At 42.2% G+C, this 18,192-nt stretch carries 18 protein-coding genes and 1 other RNA gene; 15 read left to right on the top strand and 4 right to left on the bottom strand.

Translation table 11 applies throughout. The features are described from left to right. The first annotated feature begins 13 nt into the window (after positions 1-13). The 13 genes from eno to NRI27_RS07465 all read left to right on the top strand — a co-directional run bounded on the left by eno (position 14) and on the right by NRI27_RS07465 (position 12,001). Positions 14-1,309, top strand: coding sequence for a phosphopyruvate hydratase (gene eno, locus NRI27_RS07405; protein WP_317946657.1), 1,296 nt, complete (start codon positions 14-16; stop codon positions 1,307-1,309). Positions 1,310-1,467: 158 nt separating this feature from the next. Continuing rightward, on the top strand, positions 1,468-1,695 hold the full coding sequence (gene secG, locus NRI27_RS07410) for a preprotein translocase subunit SecG (protein ID WP_317946655.1): 228 nt from the start codon (positions 1,468-1,470) through the stop codon (positions 1,693-1,695). A 532-nt stretch (positions 1,696-2,227) separates the two neighbouring features. Then, complete coding sequence (locus NRI27_RS07415) at positions 2,228-2,974, top strand: alpha/beta hydrolase (RefSeq protein WP_371390132.1); 747 nt, start codon at positions 2,228-2,230, stop codon at positions 2,972-2,974. 87 nt (positions 2,975-3,061) lie between these two features. Next, positions 3,062-5,347, top strand: a complete 2,286-nt coding sequence (rnr, locus tag NRI27_RS07420) for a ribonuclease R (RefSeq protein WP_371390313.1) — start codon at positions 3,062-3,064, stop codon at positions 5,345-5,347. 124 nt (positions 5,348-5,471) lie between these two features. After that, positions 5,472-5,939, top strand: coding sequence for an SsrA-binding protein SmpB (gene smpB, locus NRI27_RS07425; protein ID WP_317946651.1), 468 nt, complete (start codon positions 5,472-5,474; stop codon positions 5,937-5,939). 102 nt (positions 5,940-6,041) lie between these two features. Then, positions 6,042-6,402: a transfer-messenger RNA gene (gene ssrA / locus NRI27_RS07430) on the top strand. A 106-nt stretch (positions 6,403-6,508) separates the two neighbouring features. Further along, complete coding sequence (locus NRI27_RS07435; RefSeq protein ID WP_371390133.1) at positions 6,509-7,315, top strand: HipA domain-containing protein; 807 nt, start codon at positions 6,509-6,511, stop codon at positions 7,313-7,315. Then, on the top strand, positions 7,308-7,703 hold the full coding sequence (locus NRI27_RS07440; protein ID WP_371390135.1) for a hypothetical protein: 396 nt from the start codon (positions 7,308-7,310) through the stop codon (positions 7,701-7,703). The genes NRI27_RS07435 and NRI27_RS07440 overlap by 8 nt, the downstream gene beginning before the upstream one ends. Positions 7,704-8,256: 553 nt before the next feature. Next, positions 8,257-8,796, top strand: a complete 540-nt coding sequence (locus tag NRI27_RS07445; RefSeq protein ID WP_371390136.1) for a GNAT family N-acetyltransferase — start codon at positions 8,257-8,259, stop codon at positions 8,794-8,796. A 205-nt stretch (positions 8,797-9,001) separates the two neighbouring features. Then, positions 9,002-9,253: a hypothetical protein gene (locus NRI27_RS07450; RefSeq protein WP_371390137.1), complete on the top strand. Its 252-nt coding sequence runs from the start codon at positions 9,002-9,004 to the stop codon at positions 9,251-9,253. A 97-nt stretch (positions 9,254-9,350) separates the two neighbouring features. Then, positions 9,351-9,944, top strand: coding sequence for a hypothetical protein (locus NRI27_RS07455; RefSeq protein WP_371390138.1), 594 nt, complete (start codon positions 9,351-9,353; stop codon positions 9,942-9,944). A 92-nt stretch (positions 9,945-10,036) separates the two neighbouring features. Continuing rightward, positions 10,037-10,291 carry an RNA-binding protein gene (locus NRI27_RS07460; RefSeq protein ID WP_371390139.1) on the top strand — a complete coding sequence of 85 codons (255 nt, stop codon included), beginning with the start codon at positions 10,037-10,039 and terminating at the stop codon, positions 10,289-10,291. Positions 10,292-10,807: 516 nt separating this feature from the next. Next, a complete protein-coding gene (locus NRI27_RS07465) occupies positions 10,808-12,001 on the top strand; it encodes an MFS transporter (protein ID WP_371390140.1) in 1,194 nt (397 codons plus the stop codon). Between the two features lie 272 nt (positions 12,002-12,273). Here NRI27_RS07465 and NRI27_RS07470 read toward each other — a convergent pair whose 3' ends face one another. From NRI27_RS07470 to NRI27_RS07480, 3 genes are read right to left on the bottom strand one after another with little or no spacing between them, the layout of a single operon-like run. Further along, on the bottom strand, positions 12,274-13,047 hold the full coding sequence (locus tag NRI27_RS07470) for an SDR family NAD(P)-dependent oxidoreductase (RefSeq protein ID WP_317946643.1): 774 nt from the start codon (positions 13,045-13,047) through the stop codon (positions 12,274-12,276). Positions 13,048-13,093: 46 nt separating this feature from the next. Beyond that, positions 13,094-14,275: an NAD(P)/FAD-dependent oxidoreductase gene (locus NRI27_RS07475; RefSeq protein ID WP_371390141.1), complete on the bottom strand. Its 1,182-nt coding sequence runs from the start codon at positions 14,273-14,275 to the stop codon at positions 13,094-13,096. A gap of 38 nt (positions 14,276-14,313) precedes the next feature. Next, positions 14,314-14,757 carry a helical membrane plugin domain-containing protein gene (locus NRI27_RS07480; protein ID WP_371390142.1) on the bottom strand — a complete coding sequence of 148 codons (444 nt, stop codon included), beginning with the start codon at positions 14,755-14,757 and terminating at the stop codon, positions 14,314-14,316. A gap of 470 nt (positions 14,758-15,227) precedes the next feature. On the opposite strand from NRI27_RS07480, the gene NRI27_RS07485 reads away from it, so the two are divergent. Beyond that, positions 15,228-16,376 (top strand): YhgE/Pip domain-containing protein, encoded by a 1,149-nt coding sequence (locus tag NRI27_RS07485; protein WP_371390143.1) that lies wholly within the window; start codon positions 15,228-15,230, stop codon positions 16,374-16,376. A gap of 66 nt (positions 16,377-16,442) precedes the next feature. Continuing rightward, the gene (locus NRI27_RS07490) at positions 16,443-16,982 is read left to right on the top strand and encodes a PadR family transcriptional regulator (protein ID WP_371390145.1); all 540 of its coding nucleotides are present in this window, start codon (positions 16,443-16,445) and stop codon (positions 16,980-16,982) included. Positions 16,983-17,197: 215 nt separating this feature from the next. Here NRI27_RS07490 and NRI27_RS07495 read toward each other — a convergent pair whose 3' ends face one another. Further along, a complete protein-coding gene (locus tag NRI27_RS07495; RefSeq protein ID WP_371390146.1) occupies positions 17,198-18,067 on the bottom strand; it encodes a polysaccharide deacetylase family protein in 870 nt (289 codons plus the stop codon). Between the last annotated feature and the right edge of the window lie 125 nt (positions 18,068-18,192).

Raw genomic sequence — 18,192 nt, forward strand, 5'->3', positions numbered from 1 at the left:
GGAGAGAATTGTTATGCCAATCATTACCCATATCCAAGCTAGAGAAGTTCTTGATTCACGCGGAAATCCGACGGTTGAAGTTGAAGTGTTCACAGAAAGCGGCGCGTTCGGACGTGCAATCGTTCCATCCGGTGCTTCCACAGGTGAATATGAAGCCGTTGAATTGCGTGATGGCGATAAATCCCGTTACTTAGGAAAAGGCGTGTTAGCTGCAGTTGATCACGTAAACGAAGTGATTGCAGAAGAAATCGTTGATAACTATTCAGTGCTCGACCAAGTTGTCATCGATAAAGCTTTGATCGAACTAGATGGCACGAACAATAAAGGGAAACTTGGTGCGAATGCGATCCTTGGTGTGTCCATGGCAGTTGCACACGCAGCAGCAGATTACTTGGATCTTCCACTTTACCAATACCTTGGCGGCGTGAACGCGAAGCAATTGCCAGTACCGATGATGAACATCCTCAACGGCGGTGAGCACGCGGATAACAACGTTGACATTCAAGAATTCATGGTCATGCCGGTCGGTGCGGAATCATTCCGTCACGGATTGCGCATGGGCGCTGAAATCTTCCATAGCTTAAAAGACGTGTTGAAAGGAAAAGGCTTGAACACGGCGGTTGGTGACGAAGGCGGCTTTGCACCAAACTTGGCATCGAACGAAGAAGCTCTTTCAACAATTATGGAAGCTATCGAAAAAGCGGGCTACAAGCCAGGCGAAGAAGTATTGCTTGCAATGGACGTTGCGTCTTCCGAGTTTTACGATAAAGAAGCAAACACATACCGCTTAGCGGGTGAAGGCATTACGAAAACATCTGAAGAGATGGTTGCTTGGTATGAAGAGCTTTGCTCAAAATATCCAATCGTTTCAATCGAAGATGGTCTAGACGAAAACGACTGGGCTGGACACAAGCTATTGACAGAGCGCCTTGGCGGTAAAGTTCAATTGGTTGGAGACGATCTATTCGTAACGAATACAGAGAAGTTGGCACGAGGGATTGAAGAAGGCGTTGGCAACTCAATCCTTATCAAGGTGAACCAAATCGGTACATTGACAGAAACATTTGACGCGATCGAAATGGCGAAACGCGCGGGTTATACAGCGGTTATTTCTCACCGTTCTGGTGAATCCGAAGATACGACAATTGCAGACATCGCTGTTGCGACAAACGCAGGTCAAATTAAGACAGGTGCGCCTTCTCGTACGGACCGTGTGGCGAAGTACAACCAACTGCTTCGTATCGAAGATCAGTTGGATGAAACGGCTGTGTATCTTGGAGCGAAGACGTTTTATAATTTGAAGAAGTAAGTATCGACTTCGTTCATGATTTACGCTACGGGCGAAAGGAAGCACAAACAGCCGGCGATTGTCGGCTGTTTGTGGAATAATCAAAAAGATATTGTAACAATATGTAATGTTTGCTAGAATAGAGATAGTGTTATGTTCGATTCGGGAGGTGGAACAAAGTGCATGCTTTGTTTATGACGTTGCTAGTTATCGTGTCATTGGCGTTAATCGTTGTTGTGTTATTGCAATCCGGAAAAAGTGCAGGTCTGTCAGGAGCCATCTCCGGTGGTGCCGAACAACTTTTTGGGAAACAGAAAGCGCGTGGGTTGGATTTAGTGCTTCAACGCGTGACAATTATACTTTCAATTTTATTTTTCGTGTTGGCGATTGCCATCGTGAAGATTTGATGGGTAGTTAACGAATTGCATACATGATGAAACGCCTGGCCACCCGTATGGTCGGGCGTTTTTTTCTCTTTGGAAAAGGGAATGGTATAAAGAGGATAGAGAGGAATAGTAAGAACGATGATTTCCGTTCCGGGCGGACGCTTTCCGCGGGCACGGCTTCAGCCGCTTCCCTCGCTTCGCTCAGTCCAGGGTCTTCAGCTCGCGCTGTTCCCGCAGGAGTCGCCGCCCTGCACTTCAATCATCTAAGTGTCCTTCATTTTACTAGGTAGTAAAATGAATAATGCCTTTGCATAAGGGCATGCCAATTGTTCGTAAGTGCTATACTGCCTAAGTACGCAGAAAATCAGACAATCTAACACGACTGAGTTTCTGATTTAATTTTTGTAAGGCAAAAGCTAACATGAAAGTGGACTAAAACGATATTAAGGTACTCTGTTGTATTGTGATGGATTTCATACATACTAATTTCAAAAACGTTTTTCTTAATATGAAGATTTATTGATACATACATACTGAAAGGATGAGTATAGATATGAGGATTGCGCAGCCGAAGCCGTTCTTTTTTGAGAGTGGGAAGCGGGCGGTTTTGTTATTGCATGGATTTACGGGGACGTCGGCGGATGTACGGATGTTGGGACGTTTTTTGGAGAAGAAAGGGTATACGTCACTGGCGCCGCATTACAGGGGACATGGTGTGCCGCCTGAGGAATTGATTGAGACTGGGCCGGATGAGTGGTGGGAAGATGTTGTCGCGGGGTATGAGCAGTTGAGAGATGCCGGGTATGAAGAGATTGCGGTTGGTGGATTATCTTTAGGTGGTGTATTTTCATTAAAAATCGGGGTTACACTGCCTGTAAAGGGAATTGTGACGATGTGTGCGCCGATGTCGATGAAGACGACGGATCTCATGTTTGAAGGTGTGTTGAAGTATGCGGCGGATTATAAGAAGTATGAAGGAAAATCGGCTGATGTTATCGAAAAGGAAGTAGAGGCGTTACGCAATCGCTCGATGCATTCATTGCCTGCTTTGCGTTCGCTCGTGTATGATACGCGGGATGAGCTGGAAAAGGTGGAAGCGCCGTTGTTGGTTGTGCAGTCGCGTGACGATGAAGTGATTGACGTGGAGTCGGCGAATGTCATTTATGACGAAGCGTCTTCGACGAAAAAGGATTTACAATGGTTTGAAAAGTCAGGGCATGTCATTACGCTCGGTCCGGAAAAAGAAGCGCTTCATGAAGAGGTGTATCAATTTCTTGAATCCCTTGACTGGAACGTGTGAAAATGGAAATAGATGACGATAGTTAGAAGTGGAGGGATGGTATTGGACTTTTTTGATGAAGAACTACGGACAAGATTATTGTCTTTTATGAGAGAGGAATCGTATAAACCGCTGACGGTTCAAGAAATCCAGGAGGCGTTAGGGATTGAAGGCGCTGCGGAGTTCAAGGAACTGGTGAAGATGCTTGTTCACCTTGAGCAGAAAGGGGACATTGTCCGCTCACGTACGAACCGTTACGGTGTGCCGGAGCGCATGAACTTAGTGCGCGGGAAGTTCATCGGACATGCGAAAGGCTTCGGATTTGTGACGCCTGAAACGGAAGGAATGGATGATATTTTCATTCCACCACCGGAAGTGAACGGGGCGATGAACGGCGATATCGTGCTTGTCCGCGTGTCGAAGGGCTCGTATGGCGACCGTCGTGAAGGGACGATTATACGAATTGCGGAACGCAAAACGACGAAAGTGGTCGGAACGTATCAGGACAACCGCGGATTCGGTTTTGTCATTCCGGATGACAAGAAGTTGCCGATGGATATTTTCATTGGCAAAGGTAACTCGCTGGACGCGGTAGATGGCCATAAAGTGGTCGTGGAAATTACCGATTGGCCGAGTGATATGAAGTCCGCGACGGGAATGGTTGTGCAAATCCTTGGGCACAAAAACGATCCAGGTGTCGATATTTTATCGATTATTCATAAGCATGGGATTGAAGTTGAATTCCCTAAAGAAGTAATGGATCAGGCGAATAAAACACCGGATGAAGTGCAGGAAAAGGATTTATTCAAACGTCGTGACTTACGAGAAGATGTCATCATTACAATTGATGGGGCAGACGCGAAAGACTTGGATGATGCGATTTCGCTTGTGAAAAATGACGATGGAACGTATACATTGTCTGTCCATATTGCGGACGTGAGTCATTACGTACAACAAAATACACCGCTCGACGATGAAGCGTATGAGCGCGCGACGAGTGTGTATTTAACAGACCGGGTTATCCCGATGTTGCCGCATAAGCTATCAAACGGGATTTGTTCATTGAACCCGCATGTCGACCGATTGACGTTGTCTTGTTCGATGAAAATTGACCGCAACGGGAAAGTTGTCGATCATGAGATTTACGAAAGTGTCATCAAGTCGAAAGAGCGAATGACGTATACGGATGTATACAAGATCATCGAAGAAAAAGATGAGGAGCTGATTAAAAAGTACGCACATATCGTTCCAATGTTGAATGAGATGGCGGAACTCGCTTCGATTTTGAGACAAAAGCGAATTGACCGTGGTGCGATTGACTTTGATTTCAAAGAGTCGAAAGTGCTTGTGGATGATAACGGTTGGCCGACGGATATCGTGTTGCGCGAGCGTACGGTGTCTGAACGACTCATCGAGGAATTCATGCTTGCTGCGAATGAAACAGTGGCGGAGCATTTCCATTGGTTGCAAGTGCCGTTCTTATACCGCATTCACGAAGACCCGAAAACCGAGAAACTGCAACGTTTCTTTGAGTTTTTGACGAACTTCGGTATTGTCGTGAAGGGCTCTGGCAATAAAGTGCATCCACGCGCATTGCAGGAAATCGTGGAATCAATTGAAGGTATGCCGGAAGAGACGGTTATCTCTACGATGTTACTACGTTCGATGCAACAGGCGAAGTACTTTGAAGAAAGCCTTGGCCACTTCGGTTTATCGACGGATTTCTATACGCATTTCACGTCACCAATCCGACGTTATCCGGATTTGATCGTTCACCGATTGATCCGTACGTATTTGATTGAAAAAGATGTGTCTGCGCAGACGATCGCGCATTGGAATGCTAACTTAGCCGAAATCGCGCAACATACGTCTGAACGTGAACGTCGTGCGGTTGACGCAGAACGTGATACGGACGCGTTGAAGAAAGCCCAGTTCATGCTCGATAAGATCGGTGAGGAATTTGACGGAGTCATTTCTTCCGTTACGAATTTCGGGATGTTCGTCGAGCTTGAAAATACGGTGGAAGGACTTGTCCATGTCAGCTATATGACGGATGATTATTACCGTTTCGACGATCGTCAAATGATGATGATCGGTGAGCATACAGGCAAGCAGTTCCGAATCGGGGATGAAGTGACAATCCGCGTCGTGTCCGTCACACCTGAGGAATCGGCTATCGATTTTGAAATTGCAGGGATGAAGCAATCGTTCCATCGTGCGCGGAAAGAGACGCCGAAAGTCATTCATGCGAAAAAGGGCGGCGGTAGAAGCCAATCTGAAAAGCCGAAAGGTGATAAGAAGCAGGGCACCGGTTCGCCGAATGCGAAGAAGAAGTTTTATGAAGGTGTAGCGAAAAAGAAGAAGAAAAAGCCGGCTACGCGGAAGAGGAAGTAAGCGTGTATTGCATCGATTGAGGCGGTTGTCTCAATCGGTGGATACGCATGTAGCAATGGACGCCAGAGGCTAAGAGGCATGAAGCTGCTAGGCGTCCAGCGCTTTTGAAGAGGGGGAGAACGGTATGGCAAAAGGTCAAGGAAAAGTGATCGCGATCAATAAGAAAGCAAATCATGATTATGCGATTGAAGAGACGATTGAAGCAGGCATCGTACTGCAAGGGACGGAAATCAAGTCCGTGCGTAACGGGAAAGTGCAAATTCGAGATGCATTCGTGTTGATACGGAATAATGAAGCATGGATTTCCAATATGCACATTAGCCCATACGATCAAGGGAACCGGTTCAACCATGATCCGTTGCGTTCTAGAAAACTATTGCTTCACAAAAAGCAGATTGCGACATTGATTGGACAAACAAAGCAAGAAGGGTTTGCGATTGTTCCGTTGAAAATGTACTTGAAGGACGGCTTTGCGAAAGTTTTGATCGGCGTTGGTAAAGGGAAGAAACTTTACGATAAACGTGATGACTTGAAGAAGAAAGAAGCGAAGCGTGAAATGGAACGCGCATTCAAAGCAAAACAGCAGTATTGATTTTTACGTTAAAATCCTGTATACTGATTGTAGTGAAATAGTTCAGAAGCCTTTTACAGGCATTCCTGACATCCCTTTAAAGGTCTAACCACCTTTTATCTCGGGGACGTTACGGATTCGACAGGGGTGGTCTGAGCTTGAGCTGCGCGTCGGAGGGCTCGACTCCGTCAGAAACGGCAGTTAATAATAACTGGCAAAACAAACAACAACTTAGCATTCGCAGCGTAAGCTGATGAATCTGCCTAGCAGTTCCATCGCCCATGTGGCATTGTTAGGCTCAACTTAAGTGGGATACGGTAGCGGTCGCCTCCTGAGGCCGTTACAAGAGATTATCAGGATAGCGCTCACGGATAGCCTTGATTGACGGCAAACGTGCGCGCGAACCTAAGTAGTCAATCTACACGCGTAGACGCTTAAGTAGCAGAGCCTTTGGACGTGGGTTCGACTCCCACCGTCTCCATAGTAAGTTATGGAATTATGAAGAGCGATAGATAAAGATATTGAACAGAGGATTGACTTCTGGGCAATATCTTTTTCTTTATAATGAGAATTAGTAGGATGTGAAGAGTGTGGAGAAAATATCAATCCCTACAAACACAATGCGAATTATTAGTACCTCGAGCAAGGGGGACCAATCCAAATGGCATGTCGGAGAGAAGTGGGTTAAGCAAAATGCACGTGGTTATGAAGGAAAAGCGGAGGTCCTTGCATCTCTGATTCTCGCTTGTTCAACCCTGTCGGAGCAAGAGTATGTCACATACAAACCTTGCGAAATCTTGTTGCCAACTGGTGAAACAGTGAATGGTTGTTATTCTCAAGACTTTAGAGGAGAACTACAAGAAGTCACACTTGAACGTTTATTTGAAGCGAATTTCACTTCGACCGATTCTATTTTAAACAATAAAGCTCTTTCATCTCAAGAGAAATTTGAACAGATTATGCATCATGTTGAGATTGTTACAGGGCTTGATGCACGGGCTGTAATCTCTCGAATGCTTGCATTTGACGCGCTTATTTTAAATGAAGATCGTCACACGAATAATATCCTTTTCTTATATAATCCAGTTACACAGTCTTGGCAAATCGCACCTATTTTTGATAATGGGCTTAGCTTATTGTCTGATGAAAAAGATTATCCACCAGGCAAACCATTGACAATCTTAAAACGTAAAGTAAAGGCAAAGCCGTTCAATTCAAGTTTTACTAGGCAGTTAGCTTTGTATACGGGACCAGCATTTATCAATAAAACGAAGCTATTGCACCAACTTGAAATGCATTCTAATGAGTTTGGCCGGGCAAAGCAAGTACTCCTATCTCAAATGAATGACCCAATTTTTGACCATTTGTTTTTCGAAGGAAGTGATCATATTGATTAACTATATGAAATTTGACGTCATGTGGATGGATAAGGTCATTGCACGTGTTGACTTGAAGCCAGCAAATGGCGGCACGCCTTACGTCATCAATTACATTACCGATTTCAATAAACAGTTTTCACCGAATATGGAAGGGCATATTACGGTTGAAGAATTGGAGAAATGGCTGAAGTGGCGCACATTCCCACCAACGCGTGTCAATGCTGATGAGCTACTAGAAAGCCTTGGTTTGCAAGCCTATAATCGGTGGGGTATTGTGCGCAAAACACATGGAGTCATGGCGGACGATGAAATTTGGCTGCGATTTGAAGGGGAGACACTGACGCATAAAGACGTTTGTTTGCGGAAGAAGCTCTATTATCCTGATGAATTCTCTATTGCTGAATAACCGTACAAGAATGTTCATCTCCGTCAGAAACAGCAGCAGTCGAATCCACTACTCATAATACCAATCTTGTAAGCATTTATAGCTTGCGTTGATAATAAATGACTACGTTTGCACAATAACAGCTTCCCTCGGCAAATTTTGAACGATATAGCCATAAGCTCATTTAACCATCCGTTGTTCTTCACCAGTTTTAGCGATGTGTTCAATAGGACCTATTTCATCACGTATCATCCGGAAAAAAGTCCACTTTTCTTCATTCGCTCCTTCTGCTTTAGCGTGTGCTACTATCCCCGAGCAGTCCGTAGAGGGGCTTGGAATATTCATGTAGAAGCAAAGCACCTTGGTTTTTATACTATACCGGTGTCGTTAAGGCACGGAGGACGGGGAACGCTGTTCGGAAGCAACCCCATCGCCTAGCGTACCGCATGGCATCGGGAGGGCAACGGAGGGACAGGACGCGCCGCCTGTCAGCGCTTCGTCCTTGCCCTTGGGGACGGGAACGGCGTTACGGGTAGAAGTAGGGAATTAATATTTTCGGAAGTAGGGAAGAAAAATGATTGAATTAAGAAAGATTACCCACGACAATTTTGAGGCGGTGTTGAAGTTAAGCATAACAGATGAGCAGAAAGGAAATGGGGATTCCAGCCTATATTCTTTGGCTAGAGCCTATGTAAGGATACTCAACGACGAAAAGCCTCCTATGATCTTCGCTATATGCCATCATGATGAAGTCATAGGATATGTCGATATGGGATTTTATAAACGGGCGGAAAGTTCATTTTTACGTGAAAAATATGGAGATAAATTCACTTATGGAATTAATCGCTTCATGATTGATGAAAAGCATCAGGGCAAAGGATTTGGCAAACAAGCAATGATGAAAGTTATTGATTACATAATGTCGTTTCCGCAGGGGAAAGCTGATGCGATTTCTTTATCATATTGGATGACAAACGAAGCTGCACGGGGATTGTATGCATCTGTTGGTTTCGTTGAAACAGGAGCGATATGGGACGGACAAACAGGGGGTAATTGGAATGCAGAAAGAAAAGATATAGAGTATGCTGAAGTAGGTGCCAGACTCGGATTATAAAGCTAGAAATACATAATAGTAATTCTAGCGGACGTGGGTTCGACTCCCACCGTCTCCATAAGATTTTATGGATAGTAGTACAGAAAGAAGCATTGTTTCCAAATTGGAGATTTATGCTTCTTTTTTTATGAATCTATGTATAGGAAAATTCAATTAATTTACTGTGTTTATTGACTCGTACTTTGATAGGAGGTTTGGTTTTAAAATGACTTGGCAAGAAGTAAGAGAATTATTTCCTGATCAATTTCTTTTGGTATCGATTTTAGACTACTATGAAGAAGATAATAAAAAAATTGTGACAGAAGTTGCTCCGATACGTACTGTAGCTAAAAAAGATGCAAACAAAGAATTTTTTAGGGCGAAAGAAGGAACGGTCGTTTATCATACATCGAATGAAGATTTTGTGATTCATCTTTGCAGAGATCCAATGATGAAAGTGAGACGAATTCTAAAATAAGTGTGAAATGTATTGAGTATTCTGCCGACCATAGATTGACAATGTTCGGAATATATTCTAGTGTGAAACTTAGGGGAATGGGAAAGGTGTGTTTGTCTTGGCTAGACGGTTTACTGTCATATTTAAAGATGATATAACCATGCTAGTTTATGATGTGATTTATTTTGAAACGAAACAAATTGAGGAAATTAAAGCTATAGCAGCTGAATATGATAAAGATGCTTTACGAAAAGCTGAAAAGTATGGCATTCCCATTTCTTATCTAACTGATAATCAACGAAATATTGTTCTAGAAGAAAAGGAAAAAATGCTTAGGTCTCATAGTGCTGAAGAGCTTAAAAATAAAAACATTATTCAAATTGGAAGTCATTCCTTGGAACGAATTCTTGAACGTATCGGCTCAATTGAGGAAAATGTTATTATAGACTTAATCACGAGACTCAAGATGACCGATGCAATAACTCAGGCACAGTTTAAAGGGTTCCCATCGTTGTCTTATAGTTTAATTGAAAGTGGGAGCCCAGAGAAATATACATTTGCGATCAGTTTTGTAATAAGTAAAAGGAAGGTTCGTTTTATAAAAATGATTACAGTTCATCTGAATAGCGATAAACTAGAAAAAGTCCACTTCAGAGCTAGCGAAGTAAACCTAGATTATTATCGAAAGTTGGCGAACCTGAAAGACAAATAATTGAACGAAACAAAAAGGACAACAGTGAATAGATAAAAGGTTAGGATTAAAATGTATCTATATAGGGAATATTAGAAGAGGAGGAAGGCACTTTGCACAAAACGTTGGTTAGGGAGGTTGCCGCCATGAAACCGGGAACCAAATCATTAACAAAAGATGTAAAATGGTGTATTGATGAAAAAGTCTATATAGTAAAAAATGTGCCTTATTCTATATTACCAGCTGAAGAGAATGAGTATTTCGAAATGGATGTTTCTATTCGTTTAACCATGATCCGTGATTTAATGTATATGAATGAAATACCGTCTGTCATTGATTATAATGTGGTTAGAGATTTTGAAGTTTAAGCTCACTAAATATAAAATAATTTGATGTACTCTAAACTTTCCACTTCTGATCTTGATTGAGAAGTGGTTTTTAAAATTAAGAAAATGACCGAGGTTAACTTATAGCCATGCCAAGGTAGTACTTCTGTTATTGCGAATCTGTTGAAGTGATGCTACTGGTTGATTATATGGAATTCGATGTTGGCGAACGGTCCCTGTGTGATAAACAATCATGTTAATTCAACCAATATGTATGGTTATTCGGAAGAAATTAATAAGCCTTACCCTTACAACTTCATGTTTGTATGAACATGCAATTGTAATGTATTAACTAAATTGAATTTCACACAGGCACATATTTATGAAGAAAACATAAGAAGCATGAACTTTTCCACTCGGAGAGTTCATGCCTCTTTTTTTATTTCTCGGATGCTTAGGTGAGATTTTGTACTGACAATCCGTCTCGCCACATGACGAATTTGCCTCTATAATGAAGGGAGCCATTATTTTTTGTCCGCTCAGTAAAGGAGTTCATGCATGACTACTCAATTCTCAAAGAAACAAACCATCTTCTTGCTTCTCACCATTTTCGCGGTGGCCATCAATATGCGGCCCGCGATCACATCAATCGGCCCGATGCTCGATACGATTCGGGACGACCTCGCCCTCACCAACGCGCAAGTGAGCCTGCTTACCGCGCTGCCGGTCTTTTGCATGGGCTTGTTCGCGTCACTTGCACCGGTGCTGAACCGGAAAATCGGATTGACCTGGTCGATGTTGCTGATGCTGTTTATCATCGGCGGCATGACGGTGCTGCGCGGGTTTTATTCCACCTACGCCGCTTTGCTCGTATCTGCGATCATGATCGGCATCGGTATTGCGGTTATCGGGCCACTGTTGTCCGCGATGATTAAGCAGTTCTTTCCGGACCGGGCGACAAGCGTCATCGGCGTCTACACATTCGGCATGGGAGTCGGAGCGACGCTTGGAGCCGGGCTGACTGCGGTCTTTTTCAAAAGGACTGGTTCGTACCCTTTCGCTCTTGGCATCTGGGCGTTGCTCGTACTGCTAGGGATCTTCTTCTGCACGATTTCCTTGCGTGGCAATGTCCGCTTGAAGCAGAGAGAGAGACCTGCCGCGAGCGGTGCAGCGAGAATCTCACCGTGGAAGCAGAAAAAAGCCTGGCTGTTCCTCGTATTCTTTGGCCTACAGGCATCGAGCTTCTTCTGCGTCATCACTTGGGTCGTCCCGATTGCGACGGACAGCGGCATGTCACTCGTCGCGGCGAGCGGAGTATTGAGCCTGATGACGGGGATTCAGATCGTCTTGAACCTGATCTTCCCGATTGTCTACGAACGGTTTCCGAAACGGAAGCTCTGGCTGCTGTTTTTCCTAACGATGGGATTAATTTCAATCGGGTTGCTTTCGACCGGCAACTGGACGCTCATGTGGATCAGCGCCATTTTCATGAGCCTGCCTCTAGCGGGGCTCTTCCCAATCACATTGCTGTTCCCACTCGACGAGACAGATAACGCCGAAGACACCAATGCTTGGACCGCCATGATGCAGACTGGCGGCTATATCATGGCCGGCTTCGTCCCGCTCATCATCGCCCTTGTCTACGACGTCACCGGCAACCATGCCTACACACTCTGGATTTTCGCCGCATTGTTCATCTGCATGATCGGATTGACGTTCTTGGTCGGGGAGCGGGAGCAGCGAGTTGGTTGATAAAGAGGTACATTAGAAGAGCAAACATCCTACTGTCGTGAGATGTTTGCTTTTTTATACGTGCAGATTCATCCATAAAAAATGTGCCTGTGCTGGTTGAATTAACGTAAATTTTTTTGCGTAGAATCCTGTCTTAGCTACGTGTCGGAGGTCTCGACTCCTTCAGACCGACAGTTAAAAATAACTGTAATACACAAAAAAACCTCGGAAACTCCAATTGAAGTTCCCGAGGGTTCAAAATTTTACTATATCGTTATAAAAACCTACGTACCTTATTGTTGCATTTTACCTGCAGTATAACCGCCATCCACTGCAAGTGTTACACCGCTAATTGATTTTGCAAGATCTGAGCATAGGAATACGACAGCATTTGCTTGATCTTCTGCTGTAGACATTCTTCCAGCTGGAAGTGATTTGAGTACGCCTTCGTATTGTTCTGGAGATGTTTTTGCCCAATATTCAATTGCAGGTGTAATCGTCGCACCAGGTGCAATTGAGTTAATCGTAATGCCTTTTTGACCGTATTCCAATGCAACTGATTTCGTTAAACCAGCGATCGCATGTTTAGAAGCTGTATAAGGAGCCATGTTTGGTGAGCCTTCAATACCAGCACCTGACGCTGTATTGACAATTGCACCGCCGCCATTTTTCACCATTGCATTGACTTGGTGCTTGAGGCAGTAAAATGTACCATACAGATTTACTTTCAGCGTAATATCCCAATCTTTAGAATCCATTTCGCCAATTGGTTTAAGACCTTTGTTGATACCCGCATTATTATGTGCAAAGTCCAGCTTGCCGAAAGTTTCAACTGTTTTATTTACAAGTGCGATTACTTGCTCCTCATCACTTACATCACATTTGAAAAAGGCTGCTTCGCCACCGTTGTCTTTAATGATTTGTACCGTTTCGAGTCCAGTTTCTTCGCTTACGTCAGAAATCATTACTTTTGCGCCTGCTTTTGCTAATGCAACCGCTGCTGCTCTACCGATCCCTGAACCCGCTGCTGTAACTAATCCTGCTTTACCTTCCATAATTCCTACCATTTAAAACACTCCTTTTTTTATAATACAATACGAAAAAATTATAACATTAATAAGCTAAACTAAATAATCCATTAATATGTGTTAAATAACGTACATTACTTGCCTCTTTCATTAGAGAAGCCGGTAATCCTTTGAGTCCAATCCCGTTAGCCCCGATTGAAGCCACGCCGTCTTTACGACCAAGGCTTGCCAATGTACCGGAGTTTGTTGGATCAAATGCTTCTAACGTTTTTCCTTGTAAATACGCATATAAGTTATAGCCTACAAGCTCACCCATTTGCCATGCATTTTGTGCAGTAGGAGCGTATGGACGACCACCTTCAGAAGGGAAGGCAACCGCACTGTCACCTACAACGAATACATCTGGATGTGAGCTTGATTGGAGAAACTCATTAACCGTTGCACGGCCACGATCTACTGCAAGTTCCGATTCACCAACCAATGGATTACCTGCTACTCCGCCCGTCCAGACAAACGTATTTGCCACAATGGTACGGCCATCTTTCAACGAGATTTCATTACCACTCACATTTGTTACAGGTAGTCCCATTAAGAATTCTACCCCCCGTGCTTCTAGGCTTGCAGTTGCGCGCTCAATTAAATGATCAGGTAAGACCGGCAATACTTTTGGACCGGCTTCAACAAGCTTGATTTTCAATTCTTTTGGATCGACACCAAAACTTTTTGCGATTTTTGGCATATGGTCAATAATTTCCCCGACTAATTCGATACCGGTTAAACCGCCACCACCAATTACAATCGTTGCATCGGCTTCATTTTTAGATTTTGCGTAATCACTAATTTTACCGACGATATGATTGTAGATTTTATTCGCATCATTGACTGATTTCAACACCATGCTATTTTCTTCAAGCCCTGGTATACCAAAGTACGCTGTTACACTACCTAATGCGACCACAAGTGCATCATACTTTACAGTTGAACCATCAGCAACCTTTACCTCTTTATTGTCGACGGAGAAAGATTCGACCTTTGCGATTTTTAAATCGATATCTTTACATTTGAAAAGCTTTTCTAAAGGTATTGAAACGGCCTTTTCAGAGATTGTCCCACCTGCAAGTCGATGCAATTCAGTAATAATCTGATGTGTTGGATATTGATTGATAACAGTGATTGTAGCGTCATCAATTGATAAATGGTTGCGGACAGTTAGAGCAGTTAGAAGACCACCATATCCTGCGCCTAAAATTACAATGCGTTTTGACATTTTGTTATCCCCTTTTTTATCGTCTTGGAGTAGAAGAATTAGCTTCTTTTCTCACGTTCAGCTGCTACTTGCAAATATGAATTCACAAAACGGAAAAGTTTTTGTGCTTGTGGATCTTTCATCATTTTCAGAAGACCAAAAAGACCAATCACTTCGGTACTATCCTCGGCACGGTCTTTGGCTTCAATCATTGTAGCTGCAATATTTTTTACAGAGTCTTTTACCGGCTCGCCTATTTCTTTTATGAAACCAACTGTATCATTTTTCAATACATCATCGGTTGCAACAGATTGAGCAAAATCATAAGACTTATTCAAAATGGTGACAAGCTCGGTTAGTTTTGGTAATTGCTCTACTAAAGCAGTTAATGATTCTTGCACCTCAGGTTTTAACAGTTGATCAAGAACATCTAGTTTTTCTTGATTTGAAGGTACATGTACGCTTTCTTCAGCACGATTTGTTGCATCATGTTGTGCGGTCATTTGCGATTCTCCTTTACTTTATTAGTTAAAATAAACTGATCCTTACATCAGCAATAAATCAAATTATTGTTGAAAGATAACATGGAAAAAAGCTTCAGCTGTGTTTTCCATTGAACAATATACGCCCATATTCGAGTAAGGTCAAACATATATTTAGATGTCTAATTATTTAGTATGAACGATATTATTCGGAAATTTATGCCTTCTAAATTTTTAATTATTTTCATTTTCAAATGAATCATACGCCTCTTCAGTTTCATAGCTGATAGAGGCTACTTTTATGGAGCAAAGGAAGGTATGGACGCTATTTTTCATAAAATGGACAATAAGTAAAAGAAGTATAGGTCAAAGCATGTATTTGAGATTGTAATTTGCATTTATATTTTATAGAATAACAAACATAGTTTAATTAGAGTACTTTAATTGAACTATAATTTCGTGAAAATTGAGATGGAGAAAGGAAATAGTACATGAAATTTAGAGAGTTTTTAAAAGGTAAAGGTGCGACCTCCGCAATATTTATGGGGGTTTTATATGCAGTTTGTATGTTAGGGATCTTTTTGCCAGGCTACACGGCAATTCCGGGCAATATTGATCAGCTACCAATTGCGATTATTAACGATGACGAAGGGGAGTTTGGGGAGCAAATTGCAGAGAGCCTAGTTGAACAACTTCCGTTCGAGAACATAAAAACAGACATTCTGAATAAAGCAGCTTTAGAAGACTTAGAAGATAACGAATTAGCGTTAGTCATTCATATCCCAAAAACGTTTTCAGCTGATTTGAAAAATAGTGATGTTGCATCAAACATTGAGTTCACGCTCAATGAAGCTGGCGCAACAGTTGTAGCCTCTTCGATGAATCAAGTTGTGTCTCAAATTAATGCGCAATTAAGTGCGCAATTCTCACAGCAAACCGCAGAAGGCATCTTAATGAACGTTAATGTGCCTGAAGAGCAAGCAAAAGAACTAGCGAAGTCTATTGAAAACAGCTATGTAGGCGATATTGTTACCATCAATGACATTCCAGATGGTATGCACAATAATATGCTACCGATGTTCTTAACGATGGCCTTATATGTAGGGGCAATGATTGCTGCAATGCAATTAGTCGGAGCGTTTAAAGAGAATCGCGGGAAAGCAACGAAAACACGTTTATTCATCTACGTGCAAGTAACAGCAATCATCGTTGGACTAATTGCTGGAGTCGTCTCAACAATCATTGTGATGGGGATTAATGATTTAAGCGGAGATTTATTCCTGCAGATACTGGGGCAACAAATCCTGAATTATTGGGTAAGCTTTAACTTCACGGCAACGGTCATCTTCTTGTTTGGAGAAGCAGGTATGGTTCTAAATATTCCAATCTTATTAGTTCAGACACTTGCAAATGGAGCAGTCATTCCACGTGCTATGATGTATGCACCTTATGAGTGGGCAAGCCATATTTCACCGATGTATTACTCGGTACAAGCTTATTTTGCAAATCTATTCGGTAGCACAAGTGTAAGCCCTTATGTGTTAGGGTTAGGCCTAGTTGGACTAGTCGCGATGGTAATAAACATTGTGATCGTGTGGAAATTACACAAACCACTGCCAATAGAATCTGCAAAAATTTAAAATCTGCTGAAGTAAATGAGTAGTTTTGATAGAATGGAACTACTATTTACCGAAGGAGCTGAAATAATGGCGATTCAAATTTTTATTCTGACGAAGCTTATGGAAGAAAATAATTACCCATATAAATTGAAAAAACAAATCGCAGAATTACAGCCTCTTGAGACGATCAATGGTTTAACCGAAAGCAAGTTGTATTACCATTTTGAATCATTAGCAAAGCAAGGCTTCATCGAGGTAAAAGAAATCATTAAAGAAGAGCATCGACCCGACAAACAAGTATTTGCAATTACTGAAAAAGGTCAGGAAGTCATACCGAAAAAGATTTATAAACTCTTTGAAAGTGCAGAAACAATTGGGGATATGGTGATTGGTTTAGCCAATTTGAAATATGTGGATCGTGATAAAGTCATCCGTATTTTAGAGAAAAAGGTAAACGGGATCAAAACGACTTGGGACAAGATGTCCAAATTTGAGGGACGACATTTTATTGAACCGGGGCAAGAAGTTCTAGCAGACTTTATTGGCGATTATGCGAACTATCGAATAAATTCCTCAATAGAGTATTTTGAGAGGTTAATTAAACATATTCGAAATGAGGAAATATAAATTTGCTAATAAACAACACCTAGAAAATACGTACGGAGTATTTGAAGAAAAAGCATACACAAACAGATGAATAATAGGGATGTAAACATAGGAAGACTACAATCTCCCTATGTTTTTTCTTATTCCAATGTCCTTTTGTTCAAATTTTACTAAATCGTAGAAGCTAGGCTGTTTTTTTGGATTGGGCATTTAAAAAGAAATAGAAGACGGACCTTCTATTTCTTATAGGGAATATTCAACAATTCAGGAACAGTGACAAACTCGTACCCTTGCTCTTGCAGTGCAGGAATTATTTGGCGAAGAGATTTGATGGTATTCGTTCGATCTCCACTCGGTTCTGAGCCATCGTGCATGAGAATGATTGAGCCTGGTTGAATGTTACCTACTACTCTCGAAGTGATTACTTCCGGTGAATCTTCTTGCCAATCCAACGAATCCACTGACCATCCAATTACGTAATTGTTTATTTCGCCAAGCTTTTCGACGAGTTCATTGTATAAGAAGCCATATGGTGGCCTAAATAATTCTGTCCGGTAACCAATAATGCCGTTCAGGGCATCTTCCGTTCTAGTCACTTCCCGCTCCAGAGTTTGGAGGTCGGATTCTATGACAAGGTTCGGATGGGAATACGTATGGTTTCCGATTACATGTCCATCGTTTTGCATTCGCTTCACAATGTCAGCATTAGCAACGGCTTTTGAACCTAACACGAAGAATGTTGCTGGTACATTGTACTGTTTCAAGACATCTAATACATCATTTGAAAAGCGTGGGTCAGGACCATCATCAAATGTTAAAGCAATCCGTTTTTGATCCGTAGGACCTTGCAAGAAAAAAATATCCGGATACCGCTGTTGTAGAATTCGTAAGTCAACAGGCTGCTGAATTTTTCGACCGGAATTTTCAATTCCTTCGTCAGGATCAGGCAAATCTTCTTTCGGGTCATCTTGTATGACTGCTGTCGACCTTTCCTGCGCTACATATACCAAGGGCTCGTCATTCGCATAAACAGTCCAGACTTCCGTTATATGCAAACTAAATAAAAACCCCGTCACCAACAACCACTTCAATATTCGAATTTGCATCCATTCATCTCCTTTTTATATTTCATAACAGAGACTATTTATTGTCACCATTGTTATGTTCAACTAAATTGGGTTATTTATTCAGAGAGAAATGTCTAATTTGAAGCGGTAGTTAATAAACAAAC

This window comes from Sporosarcina sp. OR05, assembly GCF_041414805.1.
GTDB lineage: Bacteria > Bacillota > Bacilli > Bacillales_A > Planococcaceae > Sporosarcina > Sporosarcina saromensis.